Annotated in this window: 15 protein-coding genes; 8 read left to right on the top strand and 7 right to left on the bottom strand. The window is 39.9% G+C overall.

Going from position 1 to position 18,697, the window contains the following annotated elements:
• Positions 1-17: 17 nt before the first annotated feature.
• From AC59HZ_RS13845 to AC59HZ_RS13835, 3 genes are all read right to left on the bottom strand, one after another.
• Positions 18-893 (bottom strand): carbohydrate ABC transporter permease, encoded by an 876-nt coding sequence (locus AC59HZ_RS13845; RefSeq protein ID WP_496546393.1) that lies wholly within the window; start codon positions 891-893, stop codon positions 18-20.
• A 17-nt stretch (positions 894-910) separates the two neighbouring features.
• Complete coding sequence (locus tag AC59HZ_RS13840; RefSeq protein WP_496546392.1) at positions 911-1,801, bottom strand: carbohydrate ABC transporter permease; 891 nt, start codon at positions 1,799-1,801, stop codon at positions 911-913.
• Positions 1,802-1,904: 103 nt separating this feature from the next.
• Positions 1,905-3,254, bottom strand: coding sequence for an ABC transporter substrate-binding protein (locus AC59HZ_RS13835; protein WP_496546596.1), 1,350 nt, complete (start codon positions 3,252-3,254; stop codon positions 1,905-1,907).
• A 207-nt stretch (positions 3,255-3,461) separates the two neighbouring features.
• On the opposite strand from AC59HZ_RS13835, the gene AC59HZ_RS13830 reads away from it, so the two are divergent.
• Positions 3,462-5,060, top strand: a complete 1,599-nt coding sequence (locus AC59HZ_RS13830; RefSeq protein WP_496546391.1) for a response regulator transcription factor — start codon at positions 3,462-3,464, stop codon at positions 5,058-5,060.
• Positions 5,057-6,847, top strand: a complete 1,791-nt coding sequence (locus tag AC59HZ_RS13825; RefSeq protein ID WP_496546390.1) for a cache domain-containing sensor histidine kinase — start codon at positions 5,057-5,059, stop codon at positions 6,845-6,847. Before AC59HZ_RS13830 ends, AC59HZ_RS13825 begins: the two co-directional genes overlap by 4 nt.
• Positions 6,848-7,047: 200 nt before the next feature.
• On the opposite strand, the gene AC59HZ_RS13820 is transcribed toward AC59HZ_RS13825, so the two are convergent.
• On the bottom strand, positions 7,048-8,295 hold the full coding sequence (locus AC59HZ_RS13820) for a cation:dicarboxylate symporter family transporter (protein WP_496546389.1): 1,248 nt from the start codon (positions 8,293-8,295) through the stop codon (positions 7,048-7,050).
• 348 nt (positions 8,296-8,643) lie between these two features.
• On the opposite strand from AC59HZ_RS13820, the gene AC59HZ_RS13815 reads away from it, so the two are divergent.
• Entirely contained in the window at positions 8,644-9,507 is an 864-nt protein-coding gene (locus tag AC59HZ_RS13815; protein ID WP_496546388.1) for an AraC family transcriptional regulator, read from the top strand.
• A 107-nt stretch (positions 9,508-9,614) separates the two neighbouring features.
• Here the strand turns inward: AC59HZ_RS13815 and AC59HZ_RS13810 are convergent, their stop codons facing one another.
• Entirely contained in the window at positions 9,615-10,388 is a 774-nt protein-coding gene (locus AC59HZ_RS13810; RefSeq protein WP_496546387.1) for a DeoR/GlpR family DNA-binding transcription regulator, read from the bottom strand.
• Between the two features lie 258 nt (positions 10,389-10,646).
• Here AC59HZ_RS13810 and AC59HZ_RS13805 point away from each other — a divergent pair, with 258 nt between their 5' ends.
• Positions 10,647-11,420, top strand: coding sequence for a triose-phosphate isomerase (locus AC59HZ_RS13805; protein ID WP_496546386.1), 774 nt, complete (start codon positions 10,647-10,649; stop codon positions 11,418-11,420).
• Positions 11,421-11,465: 45 nt separating this feature from the next.
• Here AC59HZ_RS13805 and AC59HZ_RS13800 read toward each other — a convergent pair whose 3' ends face one another.
• Entirely contained in the window at positions 11,466-12,827 is a 1,362-nt protein-coding gene (locus AC59HZ_RS13800; protein WP_496546385.1) for a four-carbon acid sugar kinase family protein, read from the bottom strand.
• 84 nt (positions 12,828-12,911) lie between these two features.
• Complete coding sequence (gene pdxA / locus AC59HZ_RS13795; protein WP_496546384.1) at positions 12,912-13,937, bottom strand: 4-hydroxythreonine-4-phosphate dehydrogenase PdxA; 1,026 nt, start codon at positions 13,935-13,937, stop codon at positions 12,912-12,914.
• A 434-nt stretch (positions 13,938-14,371) separates the two neighbouring features.
• Here pdxA and rpiB point away from each other — a divergent pair, with 434 nt between their 5' ends.
• The 4 genes from rpiB to glpX all read left to right on the top strand — a co-directional run bounded on the left by rpiB (position 14,372) and on the right by glpX (position 18,633).
• Positions 14,372-14,836, top strand: a complete 465-nt coding sequence (gene rpiB, locus AC59HZ_RS13790) for a ribose 5-phosphate isomerase B (protein ID WP_496546383.1) — start codon at positions 14,372-14,374, stop codon at positions 14,834-14,836.
• A gap of 32 nt (positions 14,837-14,868) precedes the next feature.
• Positions 14,869-15,552, top strand: a complete 684-nt coding sequence (fsa, locus tag AC59HZ_RS13785) for a fructose-6-phosphate aldolase (RefSeq protein WP_496546382.1) — start codon at positions 14,869-14,871, stop codon at positions 15,550-15,552.
• Positions 15,536-17,575: a transketolase gene (gene tkt, locus AC59HZ_RS13780; protein ID WP_496546381.1), complete on the top strand. Its 2,040-nt coding sequence runs from the start codon at positions 15,536-15,538 to the stop codon at positions 17,573-17,575. Before fsa ends, tkt begins: the two co-directional genes overlap by 17 nt.
• 86 nt (positions 17,576-17,661) lie before the next feature.
• Entirely contained in the window at positions 17,662-18,633 is a 972-nt protein-coding gene (glpX, locus tag AC59HZ_RS13775; RefSeq protein WP_496546380.1) for a class II fructose-bisphosphatase, read from the top strand.
• Positions 18,634-18,697 lie beyond the last annotated feature (64 nt).

The following is an 18,697-nucleotide window of genomic DNA, read 5'->3' as shown; positions in this document are numbered from 1 at the left end:
TTATAAAAATAACGATATCAGCCTTTCACAGCTCCCATCGTAATTCCTTGAGTAAAGTATTTCTGGAAGGCTAGGAAAATAGCAATTATTGGGATGGACGAAAGCGCCGCTCCTGCCATAAGAACACCATAGTTGGTTGTAAACTCCGACTGCATCGCTGCTACTCCGAGTGGAAGCGTCTGCATTTCAGATGATCTTGTCATGATCAGCTGCATGAAATAATCATTCCATGAAGCGATAAATGTGAAAATGGCGAGAGCCCCAATAGCTGGTTTTAACATTGGTAGAATGATAGATGTAAAAATACGAAATTCTGAGCAGCCATCCATTTTCGCAGCCTCTATTAACTCATCCGGAATGGTTTGCGCAAATTGCTTCATTAAAAATACACCAAACGGCCAGCCAATCGCCGGCAAAATTAACCCTTGATACGTATCAACCCAGCCCATGTCAGCAAGCATTGTAAATAAAGGAACAAGAATTACTTGTTTTGGAAGGGCCATCGCACCAATAAATGCCCAAAAAATCAGGTTTCTTCCTGGAAAGCGTTTTTTGGCTAAAACATAGCCTGCTAAGGAGGACGTCACACAAATCAAGACCATTTCACTAAAGGCTATGAAGAAACTATTAAACGTCCATCTGCCTACTGGATTTTTAAATAAATCTACCCAGTTTTGCAAGGTGGGTTTTAAGGGGAACCATTCTGGCGGAATGGCTGTTGCTACGATTTGCAGCTTAAAAGCTCCCGTAATTACCCAGTAAAATGGAAAGAGAAACAAACTTGCAAAGAAGAGCAGCAACATCAACGAAAACGTCTTTCCTATCGAAAAATTCACCTTTTGTTTTTCCTTCATCTTTATCTTCACATTGGATTGTATAGTCGGTTCAATCATTGTCTTTCTCTCCTTTCCTAATATTGCACGTCTTTTCCAAAGTAGCGGAATTGGATAACTGAAATGATGACAATCACAACCGCAAGAATGACACCCATCGCTGAGGCTATTCCGTATTGGGCAAGTGTAAATGCTTTTTCATAGACTTCATACATAATCGTTGTAGTGCTATAGAAAGGTCCGCCAGCAGTCAACAATTTAATCAACGCAAAACATTGGAACGAATTAATCGTTGTGATGATAATGACATATAAGCTGGTTGGCATCAAAAGCGGCCAAGTGACCTTTCTAAAGATTTGCCAATCATTGGCACCATCGATTTTAGCTGCTTCAATATATGTGGAAGGGATGTTTCCTAATGAAGCCGTATACAAAATAATCGGCTGACCCACCGAAGTCGTAATCAAGACAACGATGATGGCAATTAAGGCAAATCTCGCGTCACCAAGCCAACTGACTGGACCAATTCCAAACAAACTCAATAGATAATTAAGTACTCCAAAGTTTGGATGATAAATCCATCCCCATACTACGGTGATACTAACGACGGAAGAAACGGCAGGAAGATAAAAGATAGCTCTAAAAAAGGAGCGTAATTTCTCACTTTTTTGATAAATATTCATCGAGACAAATAACGAGAAAATGATCACAATTGGAACTGCAACAATAACCAGCATAATGGTATTTCTTAATGCTTTCAGAAACACTTCATTGTGGAATAGGTATATGTAATTCTCCAATCCAATAAAATCAAACTTGGCGCCAGTATAATTGAAAAAACTAATATAGATGCCTTTGATCATTGGGGTAACCACAAATAGTAAAAAGAAACCTAACGCAGGAAGTAAAAACAGATAACTTGTCAGCCAATCACGGTTAAAACGTTTCTTTTTCAACACAGTTTCCACTGACCGATCCTCCTCTCATTTTTTAAACAAAACGGACCTTTCATCAACACAATTGGTTTAAATCTATCGTATTGAGAGGTCCGTTTTTTAGTTTTTATTGTTCTTATTGATTATTTTTCTTCAAAATCTCATTTCCATTTTTAGCAAAGGAATCTAAGGCTTCTTTTGCTGATGCCTTGCCCATGATCGCCTTTTGCAATTCTGGGAACCAGACGGTTCTCAGTTCAATGAAACCATTTGCTCTGGTAGGAGCGTCAACGATGTATTTTCTCATCGATTCTACATATTTCATTTCAGGATCGTCATACAAGCCGGTGACAGAATTACGAACAGAGAAACCACCTGTTGCTTTTAAGTTTCGATTTGCCCAATCAGGGTCATTAGCAACAAAGTCTACTAACTTCTTTGCTGCTTCTACTTTCGCTTTATCACCGTTATTGAATACGGCCATTCCGCCAATAAATGGTTCAAACTTAGGATTCTTTCCATCCGGAGTCGGCCAGGCAACAAAGGCCTCATCAAACTTCGCTACTTTCTTAGTGCTGTAAATCTTCTTTAATACAGATGAATAAATAATGGTGGTAGCTAATTTTCCTTGCATGAACAAGTCAAGATTATCGTTGGAGGTCAAAGACTCTGTACCAGGGGCCACAAGTTTGTCTTTCACTCCGTCAACCACCCATTTCAGTGCTTTAGCACCCTCAGGACTGTTAATCGTAACCTCTTTCATATCCTTGTCCAAAATGCTGGTCCCTGAAAGATTAGCCAGGTAGGCACGTGTTCCTTGATCCCCGCCAGTATTCTTGGCAAAGAAACCGGATGGGAACACTTCTGGAGCTTTTTCTTTTACAGCCTTTAAGGCTTTTTCATATTCTTCGACAGTCCAAGTTCTCTCCGGTCTGTCTAAAGGAAGTAAATCAAGTGCACCAATTTTTTCAAATAAGGTTTTATTGACGGCCATCATAAATGGAGTCGTATTAATCGGATACATGACAATATCATCATTCACCTTTGTTTGGTTCCAAATGCTGTCCGATACATCCTTTTTAAAATCATCATCGATCATGTCATTCAGCGGTGCAAGATAGCCTTTTTGTCCATAATCAAGAATTCGTCCTGGGAAGTCGTAAATGAGATCAGGTGCTGATTTCGAAGCCAGTGCCACATTTACTTTTTCCGGGCCGCCTTCGAAAGAAATCATTTCCAAATTTACTTTGATTTCCGGATGTTTCTTGTTGAATGCTTTTATTAATTCTTTCTCGTATTTCCCAACTTCCCCATCTAGTGGGTCCCAGTTCGGATAGTTCCACCAGGTGATTTCTACAGGTTCCGCCTTGCTTGCGGTCTTGGCTGGTTTTTCTTTCTCTTCTCCCCCGCTTTGTTGGGTACATCCTGCTGCCACTCCAAGTAATAAGGATGCAGAAAGGAATGGAGCAACGACCTTTTTCCACATTTTCAAACAAATTCCCCCTTTTTCTATTATTGTTGGTAAAATGTAACCTGGAAAACGTTTTCAAATCTTGTTTTTATTTTATCTAAGTTCATTACCTAGAAAAATACCCCTATATTTACTTTAGGGGTTCTGTTTTTACATAAAATTAAAAACATTCTGTTTACTGACGGATATAGTTTATCTTAAAGTAAAAATGGAGGTGGTCAAGTGTATAAGTTAATGATTGTTGAGGATGAATCGTGGATCAGGGCAGGTTTATTGAAATATTTCAACTGGGATGAACTTGGATTTATGAGCATAACAGAGGCGAAAAATGGTCTAGATGCCATTGAAAAAGCACGGGTAATAACCCCTGACTTCGTCTTGACTGACATTCGTATGCCTAAAATGGACGGGCTGCAGCTCATTGAAAAATTACGCGCTGAACTGCCAGACTGCATTTTTGTCATTTTAAGCGGATACGAGGATTTTACTTACGCACAGAAAGCAATTCAGCTGGGAGTCACTGCCTACTTAATTAAACCATTGCAATATGAGGAAAGCATGAAGACCATTCTTGAATCCGTTGCCAAAATGAAGGAACGAATCAACGAACGCGAGAAACAGGAAAATCTAAAAAAATCACTCGAAGAAACGGAAAAAATCAGTCAGGAAAAATATATTAAGGAACTTATGGAACAGGAGTTTAGCAAAGAAGAATGGCTAAAACGCAGTGAACGATATAAACTTCCTATTAAGAAGGAATGGTATATCACTGCAATTTTCACCCCCAACCTTCAAGCTAGTGGTCAGTGGGATGTGATTACAGAAAACTTGAAGTCGGTATGGATGCAGTTAAGTCACGATTTTCCCGAGTGCCATATTTTTTCCTATTCTTCCGGCAGGAATAGATACTTTTTGATGGCTGGTGATGGCCGCTCGCAGCTTGCCTCTTATTTATCAACCGCCATCCAGCTTACAAAAGAAAATAATCTCCCTATTTATGGAGGTATCGGTTCTGAAGTAACTTCTTGTAATAAAATAATGGAATCCCGGCAATTAGCCGAGAATGCTGCACGTTATCGTTTTTTTATGAATGGAGAAGCTATTTTCTATTCTTCCAAACTATCAGGTGCAAAAGGCTACCCTTTTCAATTTGCCGAAAATCAAAAAATGATGCTGATTCAAGCCATCGAACAGGCTGATGAGTCCAAAATTAAAGCATTGATGAAACAATTTGAAGCTGAAGTCCACAACCATAAAACAAAAGCCACACCAGACAAATTATTTGTTTTTATCCAAGAAATCATAGGCACTTGTGTGCGTTTTGTTCATAAGCACGGAATCAATTTGAAGGAGATATATCATTCAAAACTCTTTTCCTTTCAAATTCTCGATGATTTTTCAACCTTAAGCGATTTGTTTGAATGGCTTGGAGAGTTTATCTACACGATTGGCACCAATTACAAGGATCTTACAAATAATTCATCTTCCTTGGACACTCGTGTTTTTGACAAAATTGAAAAATATATAGCAGACAATATCGCAAAGGATATTACCTTGAACGAAGTAGCCAATATCTTTTTTTATAATCCAGCCTACTTAAGCCGTCTGTTCAAAAACAAACTGAATAAAAACTATACAGCCTTTATCAGCGAAATCCGGATTAATTTTGCCAAGGAATGCTTAAAAGACCCTTCTATATCTGTATCTGAGGTGGGGCCGTTGTGCGGGTATCAAAGCTATAAACACTTTGTTAAGACCTTTAAGAAAGTCACAGGACTTACACCAACTGATTTTCGAAAGAGGCTTGGGGAAACAGGATGAAAAATAGTATTCGAAAGGAAATCTTTATATTAATCATTTGCAGTGTGACGATTCCTTTAATCATCGTTTCTGCCGTTACCTATAAAGTGTCACTGCAAGCAGTTGAAAAAGAATACCAAAGCAATTCTGCCATTATCTTAAATAATTTGTCGCTTAATTTCGATCAATATTTGCAAGGAATTGAAAATGGGACACTTCTTGCCTATATGGACGGGAAACTTCTTTCTTCGTTAAAGGCACGAGCACAAAATCAGGAAGATTTCGATGCCATTGAAAATCGAAAAGTAATCGAGGATTTTGTCCAAGGAATTGAAATCATGATCCGCAACGTAAATGGTGTCCAAATATTTTCCGAAAATCGCGTGTTTTATGCAGGCAGCTATGATCTCGTTGGGGCCGATTATGATTATAATTACCAAAATACAGACTGGTATAAAAAAACGATTGAAGCAGACGGAAAGAAAGTCCTATTTGGTACGCACAAACCCTTCCAGCGGAAATTCTCGAATGATTCAGTGATATCGATGGCGCGGGCCATCCGCAGTTTGGACAACCATAAGATACTAGGGGTTATGCTGTTAGATATTCGCTTAGACATGCTGAAGGAAATATTTTCGCTTACAGAGCATAATAAACGAAATTTCATCATGATTGATGAAATGGGTAAGCTGATTTATTCCTCTAAATATCACCAAGATACTTCTGCTTTGAAAATTAACTCAAAGGCATTATCCAAAATTTTGAAAAATAATACAGGAAGTCTATATACGGAAATTGATTATAAGAAAGTTTATCTCAACTATGTCACGAGCAAATACTCGGGCTGGAAAGTCATCCAATATATCGAAAAAGCGGATATGATTAAAGATTCAGCTATTGTTGGACGAATCATTTTATCCGTCGCCGTTGCCTCAGCCATATTTGCAACCATCGTCATGTTCTTTATCTCGAATAGAGTTTCAAAGCCAATCATTCAATTAAGCAAGAGAATCCAGCTTGTTGGCGAGGGCTATTTTTCATTGGATTTGGAGAACAGCCGTAAAGATGAAATTGGCACATTAATACGAGGCTTTAATCGAATGGTCACAGATTTAAAGGATTATATTGAGCGTTTTGCCTCTGCAAAAGCAAAACAGAAAGAGGCACAGTATATTGCCCTGCAAAGTCAGATTAATCCTCACTTTTTAGCAAATACGCTGGAATCGATCCAAATGAAGGCCGTCCTAAATGACCAGCGCGACATAGGAGAAATGATTGGTGCCCTTGGACACTTATTCAGAATTCATACAAGGTCAGACCAAGAACTTGTCTTATTAAAATCTGAATTGGAATATATCCGATTATATTTTAGACTGCAAAAAATGAGGTATGCGGAGCGCATAGATTATATCGAAGAAGTAGAGGAAGGCTGCGAGCAGCAATATGTTGTCCGCTTTATGCTTCAGCCGATTGTTGAAAACGCGCTTAAATATGGACTGGAGAACCTGATGAATAAAGGTGTCGTCACTATTAAAGCCTTCCTTAAAAAAGATTGCCTGTGGATAAAAGTAATCGATAATGGGTCAGGTATGGACAAGCAAACTCTATCAACTCTGCAAAATCGGCTTCAGGAGGACGAACATACGCTAGGTGGGAAAAATATTGGCATGAAAAATGTCCATGATCGTATTCGTCTTCACTTTGGCGCGGAATACGGGCTGCAAATCGAAAGTGAGCTTGGTGAGGGAACCGCCGTGACGATTTGTCTGCCGATTGTTCAATCAAATGAAAAGGTCGTTATGGACTAATGACCTCTTCATTTGACATTAATTCGAACGGTTAATTAATTTATCTCGATCGTGAGTTTGAGGCGGCTTTTCCAACCACCTCCCATGTGATCTAGATATCTCAAATAAAATTCATCGAAAAATTAAGCTACTTTTATAAATAGAAAAATAATCCTAATAATAAGAACACTCCCGCATGCGAAAGTGTTCTTTTCAATATATTATGCTACATTCTCTATTCTATCATCATGAAGTTTATGCCCTTCCCATTTGGTAATGACAATGGCGGCGAGGGAATTTCCGACAATATTGACACACGTACGTGCCATATCCAAAATCCGGTCAATTCCCGCAATAAACGCCAGTCCCTCAACTGGTATTCCTACACTGCCCAGTGTGGCAAGCAGGACGACAAACGATACGCCTGGAACTCCCGCGATCCCTTTTGAAGTTAACATTAATACAAGAACTAATGTGATTTGATGACCGATGCTCATATGGATACCATACATTTGCGCAATAAACAAAGCAGCAATCGCTTGATATAACGTTGACCCATCAAGATTAAAAGAATATCCAGTGGGAATGACAAACGAAACAATGGCCTTTGGACATCCGATTTTCTCCATTTTTTCCATGATCTTTGGAAGTACGGTTTCAGAACTTGCTGTAGAATATCCAAGAATAAGTTCGTCTTTTAAATAACGAATGAGCTTAAAAATATTGTAACCTGCAATTTTTGCTGTTAGCCCCAGAACAACTAAGATAAAGAAAATCATAGCTCCATAAACCACGAGTACCAGTTTACCTAATGGAATTAATGAAGAAATTCCAAACTTTGAAACCGTAACTCCTATTAATGCAAAAACTCCAAGTGGTGCCAGTTTCATGATTTGATTGGTCACATAGAACATCGCATCGGCTGTTCCTCTAAAGAAATTGAGGATTGGAACCCCTTTTTCTCCAATAGCAGCCACACCCATTCCAAACATGACGGAAAAGAAAATGATAGCCAGCATATCTCCGTTTGCTAATGACTGAATAATATTGGTCGGCACAATATTGATAAAAGTATCGGCCATCGTATGTGACTCTGTTTGTTCAGCAGTTTGAACATAACTTTTTATATCGGTTTTCGTTAAGTGTGAACGATCTACACCAGCCCCCGGCTGAAATATATTCCCAGCTAGAAGTCCGACTATAATGGCGACTGTCGTAATGACTTCAAAATAAAGCAGCGTCTTTCCGCCAAGCTTTCCCAAAGATTTCATATCACCAGCACCAGCAACCCCAACGATAAGGCTGGAAACCACAATTGGAACAACAATCATTTTAATTAATCGGATAAAAATCGTTCCTATTGGCTGAAGCCAAGCTGCAACATTCTCATTCCCATAAAAAATTGCTCCGACAATAATACCAAGCGCCAGACCAATGAATATTTGCCACGCTAAACTAATTCTCTTCAATTTAAATCCTCCTCTTCAACAGATAAATTGTTAGTTATTTTTTACTATATAAAAATAAATATGTAGAGAGATATTTCATCATCTTTACATTCAAAATAACTATCTATACCAAAGGTATTGCTTACTTAATAACCCGTTTGATTTTTTACAATCATTTTTTCAGAATAACATAAAATTTATTATTGAAAAAGAGCGATTTTTACCATTACTTTCTTCTATGGTCGATTCATTGGACATTCAAGCTCAAGCAGTCAACAATGGAATAGCAGGGAAACTGTTCAAACAAAGCAAAAATTGACAGGAAGTCAAACTGAATGGCTGTTAATATATACTCAAGGAGTGAGCGATATGGGCTGGGTCGAATCATTGCAAAGGGCGATTAATTATATTGAAGAAAATTTATTAGAAACAATTTCAATTGAAAGCATTGCTAAACAGGCGAATGTCTCAGAATTTCACTTTCAGCGTACTTTTGCTATCTTAACCGATATTACAGTAGGAGACTATATACGCCGTCGACGGTTAACACTTGCTGCACAGGAGCTTTCCCATTCTAGCAGCAAGATCATTGATATCGCCCTTAAATATGGCTACGACACTCCTGAGGCTTTCGCTAAAGCCTTTCGCCGGCAGCACGGCATCACACCAAGTCAGGCAAGAAATTATAGAGGAAAGCTGAAATCTTATAACCGCCTGGCCATCCAGGTGAGTCTGAAAGGAGCCGAACCTATGAACTACAAAATCATTGAAAGAGATGGATTTCCAGTCGTCGGAGTCAAGCGGGAGTTTTCCTGCCAAAATGGAGAAAATTTAGAAGGAATCCCGAAAATGTGGGGAGATGTCCATCGAGATGGAACAAATGATTTATTATTTAGTTTGAATCATGGGGAAATTAAAGGTGTTCTCGGGGTATGCGTCGATAAGCGCGGTGGCGAACAGCCCGAATTAATGGATTACTGGATTGCTACTGAATATGCTGGTGACACTCCAGAGAAATTGATGCAGCTTGAAATACCTGCTTCCAAGTGGGGAGTATTTGAAGTACACGGGGCCATGCCAGAAGCGATGCAGCAAGCTTGGAAACAAATCTTCTCAGAATGGTTCCCTTCCAGCCATTATAAGCATGCAGGAACTCCGGACTTAGAAGTCTATCCTGCTGGTGACCCTTGGAGCCCTGATTATTATTCAGAAATTTGGATACCATTAAAATAAATTGGTGTCAGGCACCATCCGTGGACAAATGTCCACGAGCGGTGCCTGACACCAATGTCACAAACAAATTGGTTACGCTTCCAAAACAGAGGAGCAAAAGCTGAGTATTATTCAGCTATTTCTAGTTCTATTTTTCTGGAGGCAAAATAATCGCGAATTTCGTCTGAAACTTCCTGGTCTGTAATAAATACATCAATTTCATCAGGCCTCGCAAATGTTGCAATAGAGCTTTTATTCACTTTACTGTGGTCAAGCATGGCAATCACTTTATTAGCGACAGATACCATGATTCTTTTTAATTCTACTTCATATAAACTAAAATCCGAAAGACCGTCCTTTGTATTGAAGGCATACGCAGATGTAAACAAAATATCAATATTTATTTTCCTGAGAAGTTCTTCCCCTAGCAGACCTTCAACAGAGTTGGATGAGTTCCGAACGATACCGCCTATGATAATCACCGTTAGATACGGATTTTCTTTTAACATTGCAGCTGTAGCAATTCCGCTCGTTACAACAGTCAGCCTCATTTTAGAGTCCCGTAAATGCTTGGCAAGTTCAAAGCAAGTTGTACTAGCATCTAAAAGGATACATTGACCTTCTTGAATATGCCGGAATGCAAAATGGCTAATCTGCTGTTTTTCGGTCTTAAATTTCTTTTCGCGTATCTCATATTTTTTATCAATGGTGTCTGGATCTTCCTCTTTCATCATCGCTCCTCCATGAGTACGAATAAGAAGACCTTGTTTTTCCATTTGATTTAAATCAGCGCGAATAGTAGCTGCAGAAATATTAAGTAAACTGGTCAAATCATTGACCGTTACTGTTCCTTTTTCTGTTAGCATCTCTAGGATTATATTTCTGCGTTGATCAGCAAACATAATTCCACCCTTTCATTTCTTTTCGATTCTTATACGAATTATTCTCTCATAATAGTTTAAAAAATCCAACCAAATTCTATAGGAAAACAGCTAAAAAATCCTATTTTTCACATATTAACTTAAAATGTGCCACATTCATATATTTTCGTTTATTTTCCTTTATTTAAATATAACACACCAATTGACAGATATCGATAACAAAAGATAAAATTGTATTAACTTATAAAAATAGTTAATACTCGAAAAGCAGGTGGCAGAATGGATAAAATTTATATCGGAACAAACTGGAAAATGCACAAAACCATTAAGGAAGGCCAGGAATACTGCCGGAAGCTTAAGGAGATAGCCGTGAACATAGATGAGCGGATGCAGCTTTTTATCATTCCTCCTCACACTTCCTTAACAACACTTAGAGAGGAACTCGATTCTAGCATTCTATTAGGAGCCCAAAATATGCATTGGGAAGATGAGGGTCCTTTTACAGGTGAAATTTCGCCAACAATGTTAAAAGAAATTGGCATTGACCTAGTTGAACTGGGCCATTCTGAAAGACGGCAATATTATAATGAAAACGATGTTGATTTAAACAAAAAAGTTCATGCCGCCCTCAATAATGAAATGATTCCCTTGCTTTGTATCGGTGAGAAACTGGAAGACAAGAATCAGGGAATCAGCAAAGAATCTCTATCAATTCAACTTAAAATCTGTTTAAAAAATATAACACCTTCTCAAGCGAAAAACATCCTCATCGCCTATGAACCGGTATGGGCCATTGGTGCTGGCGGCACAGAAGCACCTGCTGACTATGTCCATCAAATGCACGACCATATTCGCAAAGTTTTAATCGAGCTCTTTGGGGACACCGGCGCGGAAATGTCGATATTATTTGGCGGTAGTGTCAATCGCGGTAATGCCATTGATTATTTAAATGGACTTAATGTCAATGGACTCTTTATCGGCCGCTCCGCGTGGGATTTAGAAAAATTCGAACCGATCCTAAACGATATCAAACAGTTGCTTCAAACAAAATAGATAAGAAAAAAGGGTGAACCGCTGCAATGGGTTCACCCTTTTCTCTTATACTTGAACAACCTCTTGTTGTATAGATTTAGCTGCTTCTTTGCTGATTCTCTTGACAATCGAGATGGCTGTTTCTTGGGCGCCCGTTAAGCCGCCCTTTCCGACCACAACAAGACCATCATATTTCCCGCCAATAATTCGTCCAAGATCGGCTTGAGGAATGACATAGTCAATCAATTCAATTCCTTTTGCCCCCAATACATTCAGGACATTCACCATCGTATCTCCGCCGGTCATATAGATTCCTCGAACATCCTCGAGATTGCTGCTTAATACTTGAGCGACAACCTCTCCTAAACCTCTATTGATATTATTCGCTGCTTGACCAGACTGAAGACCGCATTCCTCTTCCTTGGCTGCTAAATTAAGAACATTGCATGTTAAAGCTGTTTCCAATAAAATCACATTCGGTTTTTCACCTTTTACCGTTCTCAAGGTTTCCTTTACGGCCCGCTGAATTTCAATTGGTGCTGTGTTCTCGGTATCGATAAGCATTTCTGCCGAAACCGGGATTTGGCATGCCCATTCTTTATCTGACAACGCTTTCAATTGGGTTTTAGTAACAGGAGTTGCACTGCCCGCGACCGCAATTATGGTCCCGCTAATTTCTTCTTCCGAAATCTCCCCACAGGTAATATCATGGTTTTCCGATGACAAACCCTTAATGGTTGCTAGCTTTTCCGTGAATGGACCCGGATCAACGGCTAATACATTCCATTTTAATTCGCTAACCGCCTCAGCAATTACCTCCACATCTTCAATGGATATCGCATCTACAATGATAAATCTAGAGCCGTTTTCCCGTTCGCTTTGCAACGTTTGCTTCAGCGCCTCTTTCCCTGCAAGCAATGCCCCTAAGGAAACGACGCCGATTTTACGTTTGGTCTGCTGAGCCATTAAGGTAGGGACATGTGATTCGGTGATTGGTGTTCGCACATCATTCGCAACTGGTGTCTTCGACAAAGCCACACCATCAATGATGGAGTATCCGCCGACCATAATTCGTCTTGACTGCGGCATTGCTGGTACCATGACAGCAATGGTATCCGGAGCTAATTCCTCTAACATCGCATCGACTTCAAATCCAATCCCACCTCTTAAAGTGGTATCAATTCGTTTAGAAAAATAAACGGCCCCTTTTTCTTTCAGCGCAATGACAGCTGACTTTACCTCTTGCTCTGCAATCTCCTTTTTTAACGCCCGACTGTCACTACTAAGAACCATTGCCAGATGTCCCTTATCCGTATCAAGTGACTTTTCATCAAAAAAAGCAGCAGTAGAAATACCGGCTCTCGCTAACAATACACCAACCGTTGTGGCACCAGTTAAATCATCTGCTACAATGCCGATCTTACACATAAATCCCCCTCCTTAAAGTCATGCTTATTTACACCAAGAAGGAAAGAACCCAGTCCCTTCCTTCTTGAAAAAAGGTATGAATGATTATACTTGTTTCACTAAAGCGTTCTGTTTCATCTTCCAATAATCTACTGCAACAAGTGTAGCTTCAAGCATACTCACTGAACCAGCGATTCCTTTACCTGCAATGTCATAGGCAGTTCCATGGTCAACGGAGCTTCTCATAAATGGTAATCCCCATGTAATAGTGATGGATTTTTCAAAATCATAGGTCTTACAAGCAATATGTCCTTGGTCATGGTAAAGAGACAAGATGGCATCATAGTTTCCTTTAAGTCCTAAAAAGAAGACAGAATCTGCTGGAACCGGTCCTACTGCATTAATTCCAAGCTCTTGAGCAGCTTTTACAGCAGGGATTAAATGATCCGCTTCCTCTGTACCAAACAAGCCATTATCAGATGCGTGCGGATTTAAGGCTGCAACGGCGATTTTAGGCTGTTTTAACCCTATTCCGGTCATTTCAGTATGAATTTGTTGTACGTGATCTAACACTCTTTCCTTTGTTGCATAGTCACATGCTTCTTTAAGCGCCTTATGACGGCTGACAAAGAACACTTTTAAATTATGGCAGTTAAACATGGTTAACGCATAGTCTGAATTGGTTAATTCCCCATAGATTTCAGTGTGTCCTGGCTGCGGACATCCTGCTAATTTAATGGCCTCTTTATGAATAGGGGCAGTAGAAACAACATCAATCTCATTATTTAGACCTAATTCGATTGATTTTTTTACATAGTCATATGACATTTGACCGGCTAATGCTTGGACTTTGCCATATTCGATACTTGCGCAATCGTACTCGCCAGTTTCAAGGATATCAATCGTTCCATATTGAAATTTCCCTTCTGACGGTTTATTGATTTTATTAACGACAAAATCACAATTTCTAACCTTCATTGCTCTTTTGACAATATCAACAGATCCAATTAGAAACGGCTTACATTCCAGATAAACTTTTTCATCCATCATTGTATCAACCGTAATTTCAGGGCCGATACCAGCAGGATCTCCAATAGTGATAGCAACAACAGGTTTCTTTATGTTTGTCATGACTTTCGCTCCTTCATAGATAAATATTTTTTAGTCGGTATATTATTTTGATTAAGAAAAACTATAACGCTTTCAATTATTCTATAAAATTATTGTATTTTTATTTTCGTTATTTGTCAATTGCTATTTTTTATTTTCTATTTTCGATAGAAATCGATAGAATTTATCTATAAATGAAAGTTCATTTTTAAAGGTTGGGTTAATATTGATTGCTTTTATACCTTATTATATTACTATCTCTTTCACGAATTATATCCCTTAAATTTTCCCATTAACATTAAGTTCCCCTGCACCAAACATAATCATTTTACATAGCAAAAACAGTATTTTTTTCGTTTATTTTCACTATTTTTCATTTTAAAAGAAAATTATTGACACAAATGAAAGAAAGTGAAAAAATATAATTAAATAAAACAATTCAAGGAGTGATTTTTGTGAAAATTGGGATTGGTTCTGATCACAATGCATTTCAAATGAAAGAAGAAGTAAAAGCTTATATCGAAAGTTTAGGTCATGAAGTAATTGATTATGGCTGCTATTCAGAGGAAGAAGTGGATTATCCAGCTGTCGCCTTCAATGTAGCCACTGATATCACAGCCGGGAAATTGGAAAGAGGAATTCTTGTATGCGGGACTGGGATCGGCATGTCAATTGCCGCCAATAAAGTCCCAAATATCCGCTCTGCACAATGTCATGATGAGTATTCAGCTGAAAGGGCACAGTTAAGTAACAATGCTCAGATCATTACCATGGGAGCCAAGATTATTGGAGTCGAGCTTGCTAAGAAAATCACAAAAGCTTACCTGGATGTGTCCTTCCAAGGCGGTAATTCCGGAAGAAAAATTGATCAAATCATGGATAAGGAAAAAGAATTTCTTCTCCAGGGTTCATGCTGCTAAGCTTTATCTAAACTTTAAAGGAGCGATAAATAATGAAATTTTTCCTTGATACTGCGAACATCGAAGAAATTAAACGCATTACCGCGCTAGGCCTTGTTGATGGTGTAACAACCAACCCAACGATTATTGCGAAAGAAGGCCGTCCTTTCGAAGAAGTAATTAAAGAGATTTGTAGAATTGTAGATGGCCCTGTCAGCGCAGAAGTTATTGGACTTCAAGCTGAGGAAATGATCAAAGAAGCACGAGTGCTTGCAGAGTGGGCTCCTAATGTAGTGGTCAAAATCCCAATGACCGAAGAAGGTTTGAAAGCGGTTCATGTTCTATCGAAAGAAAACATCAAAACGAACGTTACCCTGATTTTTTCCGTATCTCAAGGTTTAATGGCAGCGAAAGCAGGCGCTACCTTCATTAGTCCATTCCTTGGAAGACTTGATGATATCGGTGTCGACGGTTTAGATCTTATTAAACGCTTAAAAGTCGTTCTTGATAATTATGGATTAAAATCTGAAATCATTTCAGCAAGTGTTCGCCATATGGGCCATTTAGAAGCAGCTGCAGAAGCAGGTTCCCACATTGCCACCATTCCTGGATCCCTTTTCCCTAAACTATGGGGACACCCCCTAACAGATAAAGGAATCGAAGGCTTCTTAAAGGATTGGGATCAGTTTAATAAATCACTTGCAAACGAAGGTGATAAGCATGCAGTCCTTAGATAATCAAATCGTCCAGTCACTCCGTGTCCTATCAATTGATATGATTGAAAAATCAAAGTCAGGGCATCCAGGGCTGCCTATGGGTGCAGCTCCAGCCGTTACAGCCCTATATCGAAACCACCTTAAATTTAACCCTGTTACTCCAAACTGGTTTAACCGTGATCGTTTTATTCTGTCTGCAGGTCATGGATCTGCCCTGCTTTACAGCTTACTCCATGTTTTTGGATACGATTTGCCAATGTCAGAACTGCAGCAGTTCCGCCAAATGGGGAGCTTAACACCAGGACATCCAGAATATAAACATACTGCTGGAGTGGACGCAACGACCGGGCCTCTTGGGCAAGGAATTGCTATGGGAGTTGGAATGGCAATGACCGAAGCTCACTTGGCAGCTTTATATAATCGTCCAGAGCATCCAATTGTCGATCACTATACCTATTTATTATGCGGCGACGGATGTTTGATGGAGGGAATATCCTATGAAGCGGCATCACTCGCCGGCCACCTTCAATTAGGAAAGCTCATTCTGCTTTATGATTCCAATAACATCTCACTCGACGGAGATTTGGATAGAGCATTTTCTGAGGATATTACTGGAAGATTCCAATCCTCCGGCTGGCAAACCCTGGTTGTCGAGGATGGCAATGACTTTGAAGCAATCTCCGGTGCCATTGCCTTAGCGAAGGCAGAAAAGAATAAACCAACTATTATTGAAGTCAAAACAGTGATTGGTTACGGCAGCCCAAATAAAGCTGGGACATCCTCTGTACATGGTTCCCCGCTCGGATCAGATGAATCAGAGTTGACGAAGAAAAATTACAATTGGGAACTTCCACCTTTTACTTTGCCTGAAGAAGTACACGCTTTGAAAGAAGTTTATCGTGAAAAAGGAACACAACTAGAAGAAGAATGGCTTCAATCCTTACAGGGTTATTATCAGGAATATCCTGAATTAATGACAGAAGTTCAAGCAATGGTTGAAGGCAGCTTACCTGAAGACTGGGATGCAGCATTAAAACTTTATACAGAAAGCGATAAAGCCACTGCCACAAGGGACGCATCAGGAACCGCTCTCAATCAAATCGCCGAAAACCTTCCGACCATCTTCGGGGGATCAGCTGATTTAGCTTCCTCCAACAAAACAATGTTGAAAGGTGCTGGGGATTTTACAGCGGCAAATTATGAAGGAAAAAACATTTGGTTCGGTGTTCGTGAATTTGCCATGGGGGGAATTCTTAATGGCATGGCCTTACATGGAGGGGTCCAGCCATTTGGCGGTTCATTCTTTGTCTTCTCTGACTATTTACGATCGGCGGTCCGTTCTTCTGCCCTAATGGGGATTCCTGTCACCTATGTAATGACACATGACTCCATTGCCGTTGGCGAAGATGGACCAACCCATGAACCAATTGAACAACTTGCTTCCTTCCGGGCAATGCCAGGCGTCACCGTGATTCGCCCAGCAGATGCCAACGAAACAGCTGAAGCTTACCGATATGCATTTGCCCAGAAAGAAAATCCAGTCATGATGGTTTTAAGCCGTCAGAATCTCCCAATTCTTCCTGGCAGCCTTGCAAAGGCAAAAGAAGGAGTGGCTCAAGGCGGCTATGTCTTACTAAAATCCGAGAGACAACATGCTGACATCATCTTAATCGGTACCGGATCAGAAGTATCTTTACTAGTCGAAGCCCGGAAAATTCTGGCTGAGCAAGGTATCGACGCCTCAGTTGTCAGCATGCCAAGCTGGGAATTATTCGAAAAACAATCGGATGAATATAAGGAATCAGTTTTACCTTCATGCAACCAGCGCCGGTTAGCCTGTGAAATGGGATCAGCGTTTGGCTGGCAGCAATATGTTGGGCGCGATGGCCATATTATCGGAATCAACACATTTGGAGCCTCCGCACCAGGCGAAGAACTAATGAAGCATTTTGGATTTACTGTTGAAAATGTCGTAAACAAAGCAATAGAAGTTGTTGATAAGGTACGGGTTAGCAACATAAAGGGATTGTGGAGCCACCGATAAACGAATTAATAAAAGACTGTTGAACTAAACCTGATAGTTTAACAGTCTTTTTCTCTAAATGAAAATTGTTGCGAGGGGGAAATGAAATGTTTTTACAAAACAAAGTTGAGAATATGGTTTGTACGCAATCATTGGTGATGGGTTTTCTTTCAGCATCCCAACAAGCTGCCGCTGCGGCCTACCCATTAATCGGAAGAGGAAATAAAAACGAAGCAGATGGCGCTGGTACAGAAGCTATGAGAAATATAATGAACCTTATTGATATGCAGGGAGTCATCGTTATTGGAGAAGGCGAAATGGATGAAGCCCCGATGCTCTATATTAATGAAAAACTAGGAACAGGCCATGGTCCTGAAGTGGATATTGCCGTAGATCCTATTGAAGGAACCACGTTAATGGCGAAGGGGCAGGAAAACTCCTTGACTGTGATTGCAGCTGCCAACAGAGGGAGCCTATTACATGCGCCAGACATGTATATGAAAAAAATAGCCGTCGGGCCAAAAGCAAAAGGCTGCATCGACATCAATCGATCTTTGACAGAAAATATGAAAGCCGTCGCGAAAGCACTCGGAAAAAGAGTGCAAGATTTAACAGTCACGATTCAAGACCGACCGCGCCATGAAGGGTTGATGGCCGAAGTATTTGAAGCAGGAGCGAGAGTTAAATTATTTTCTGACGTCGATATTACAGGTGCGATCGCAACGGCTCTCGATGATCAAGAGGTTGATATTTTAGTTGGAACAGGCGGCGCCCCAGAAGGTGTAATTGCTGCCGTTGCCTTAAAATGTTTAGGCGGGGACTTTCAGGCAGCACTCCTTCCTCAGAACGAAGAGGAATATGCTCGCTGTCTAAAGATGAGTATTCCCCATCCGAATATACCATTGACAATAGATGAAATCGTAAAAACCGATGATTGCTTCTTTGTCGCAACCGGCATTACAGATGGAATATTCCTCAAAGGCGTTCAAAAAAAGGATGATGGCAGAATCCTTACCCATTCTCTCGCCATCGTCGGCGGAACTAATAAATCCTTTCAATATATAGAGGCAAGTATATAATCACTGTCTTGGTGTCAGGCACTAATGTAAACAAGCAAAACCAAAGGCGGTTTTGCTTGTTTTT

The organism is Neobacillus sp. DZ-9, from assembly GCF_059587065.1.
This window is presented reverse-complemented; position numbering and strand designations above follow the sequence as displayed.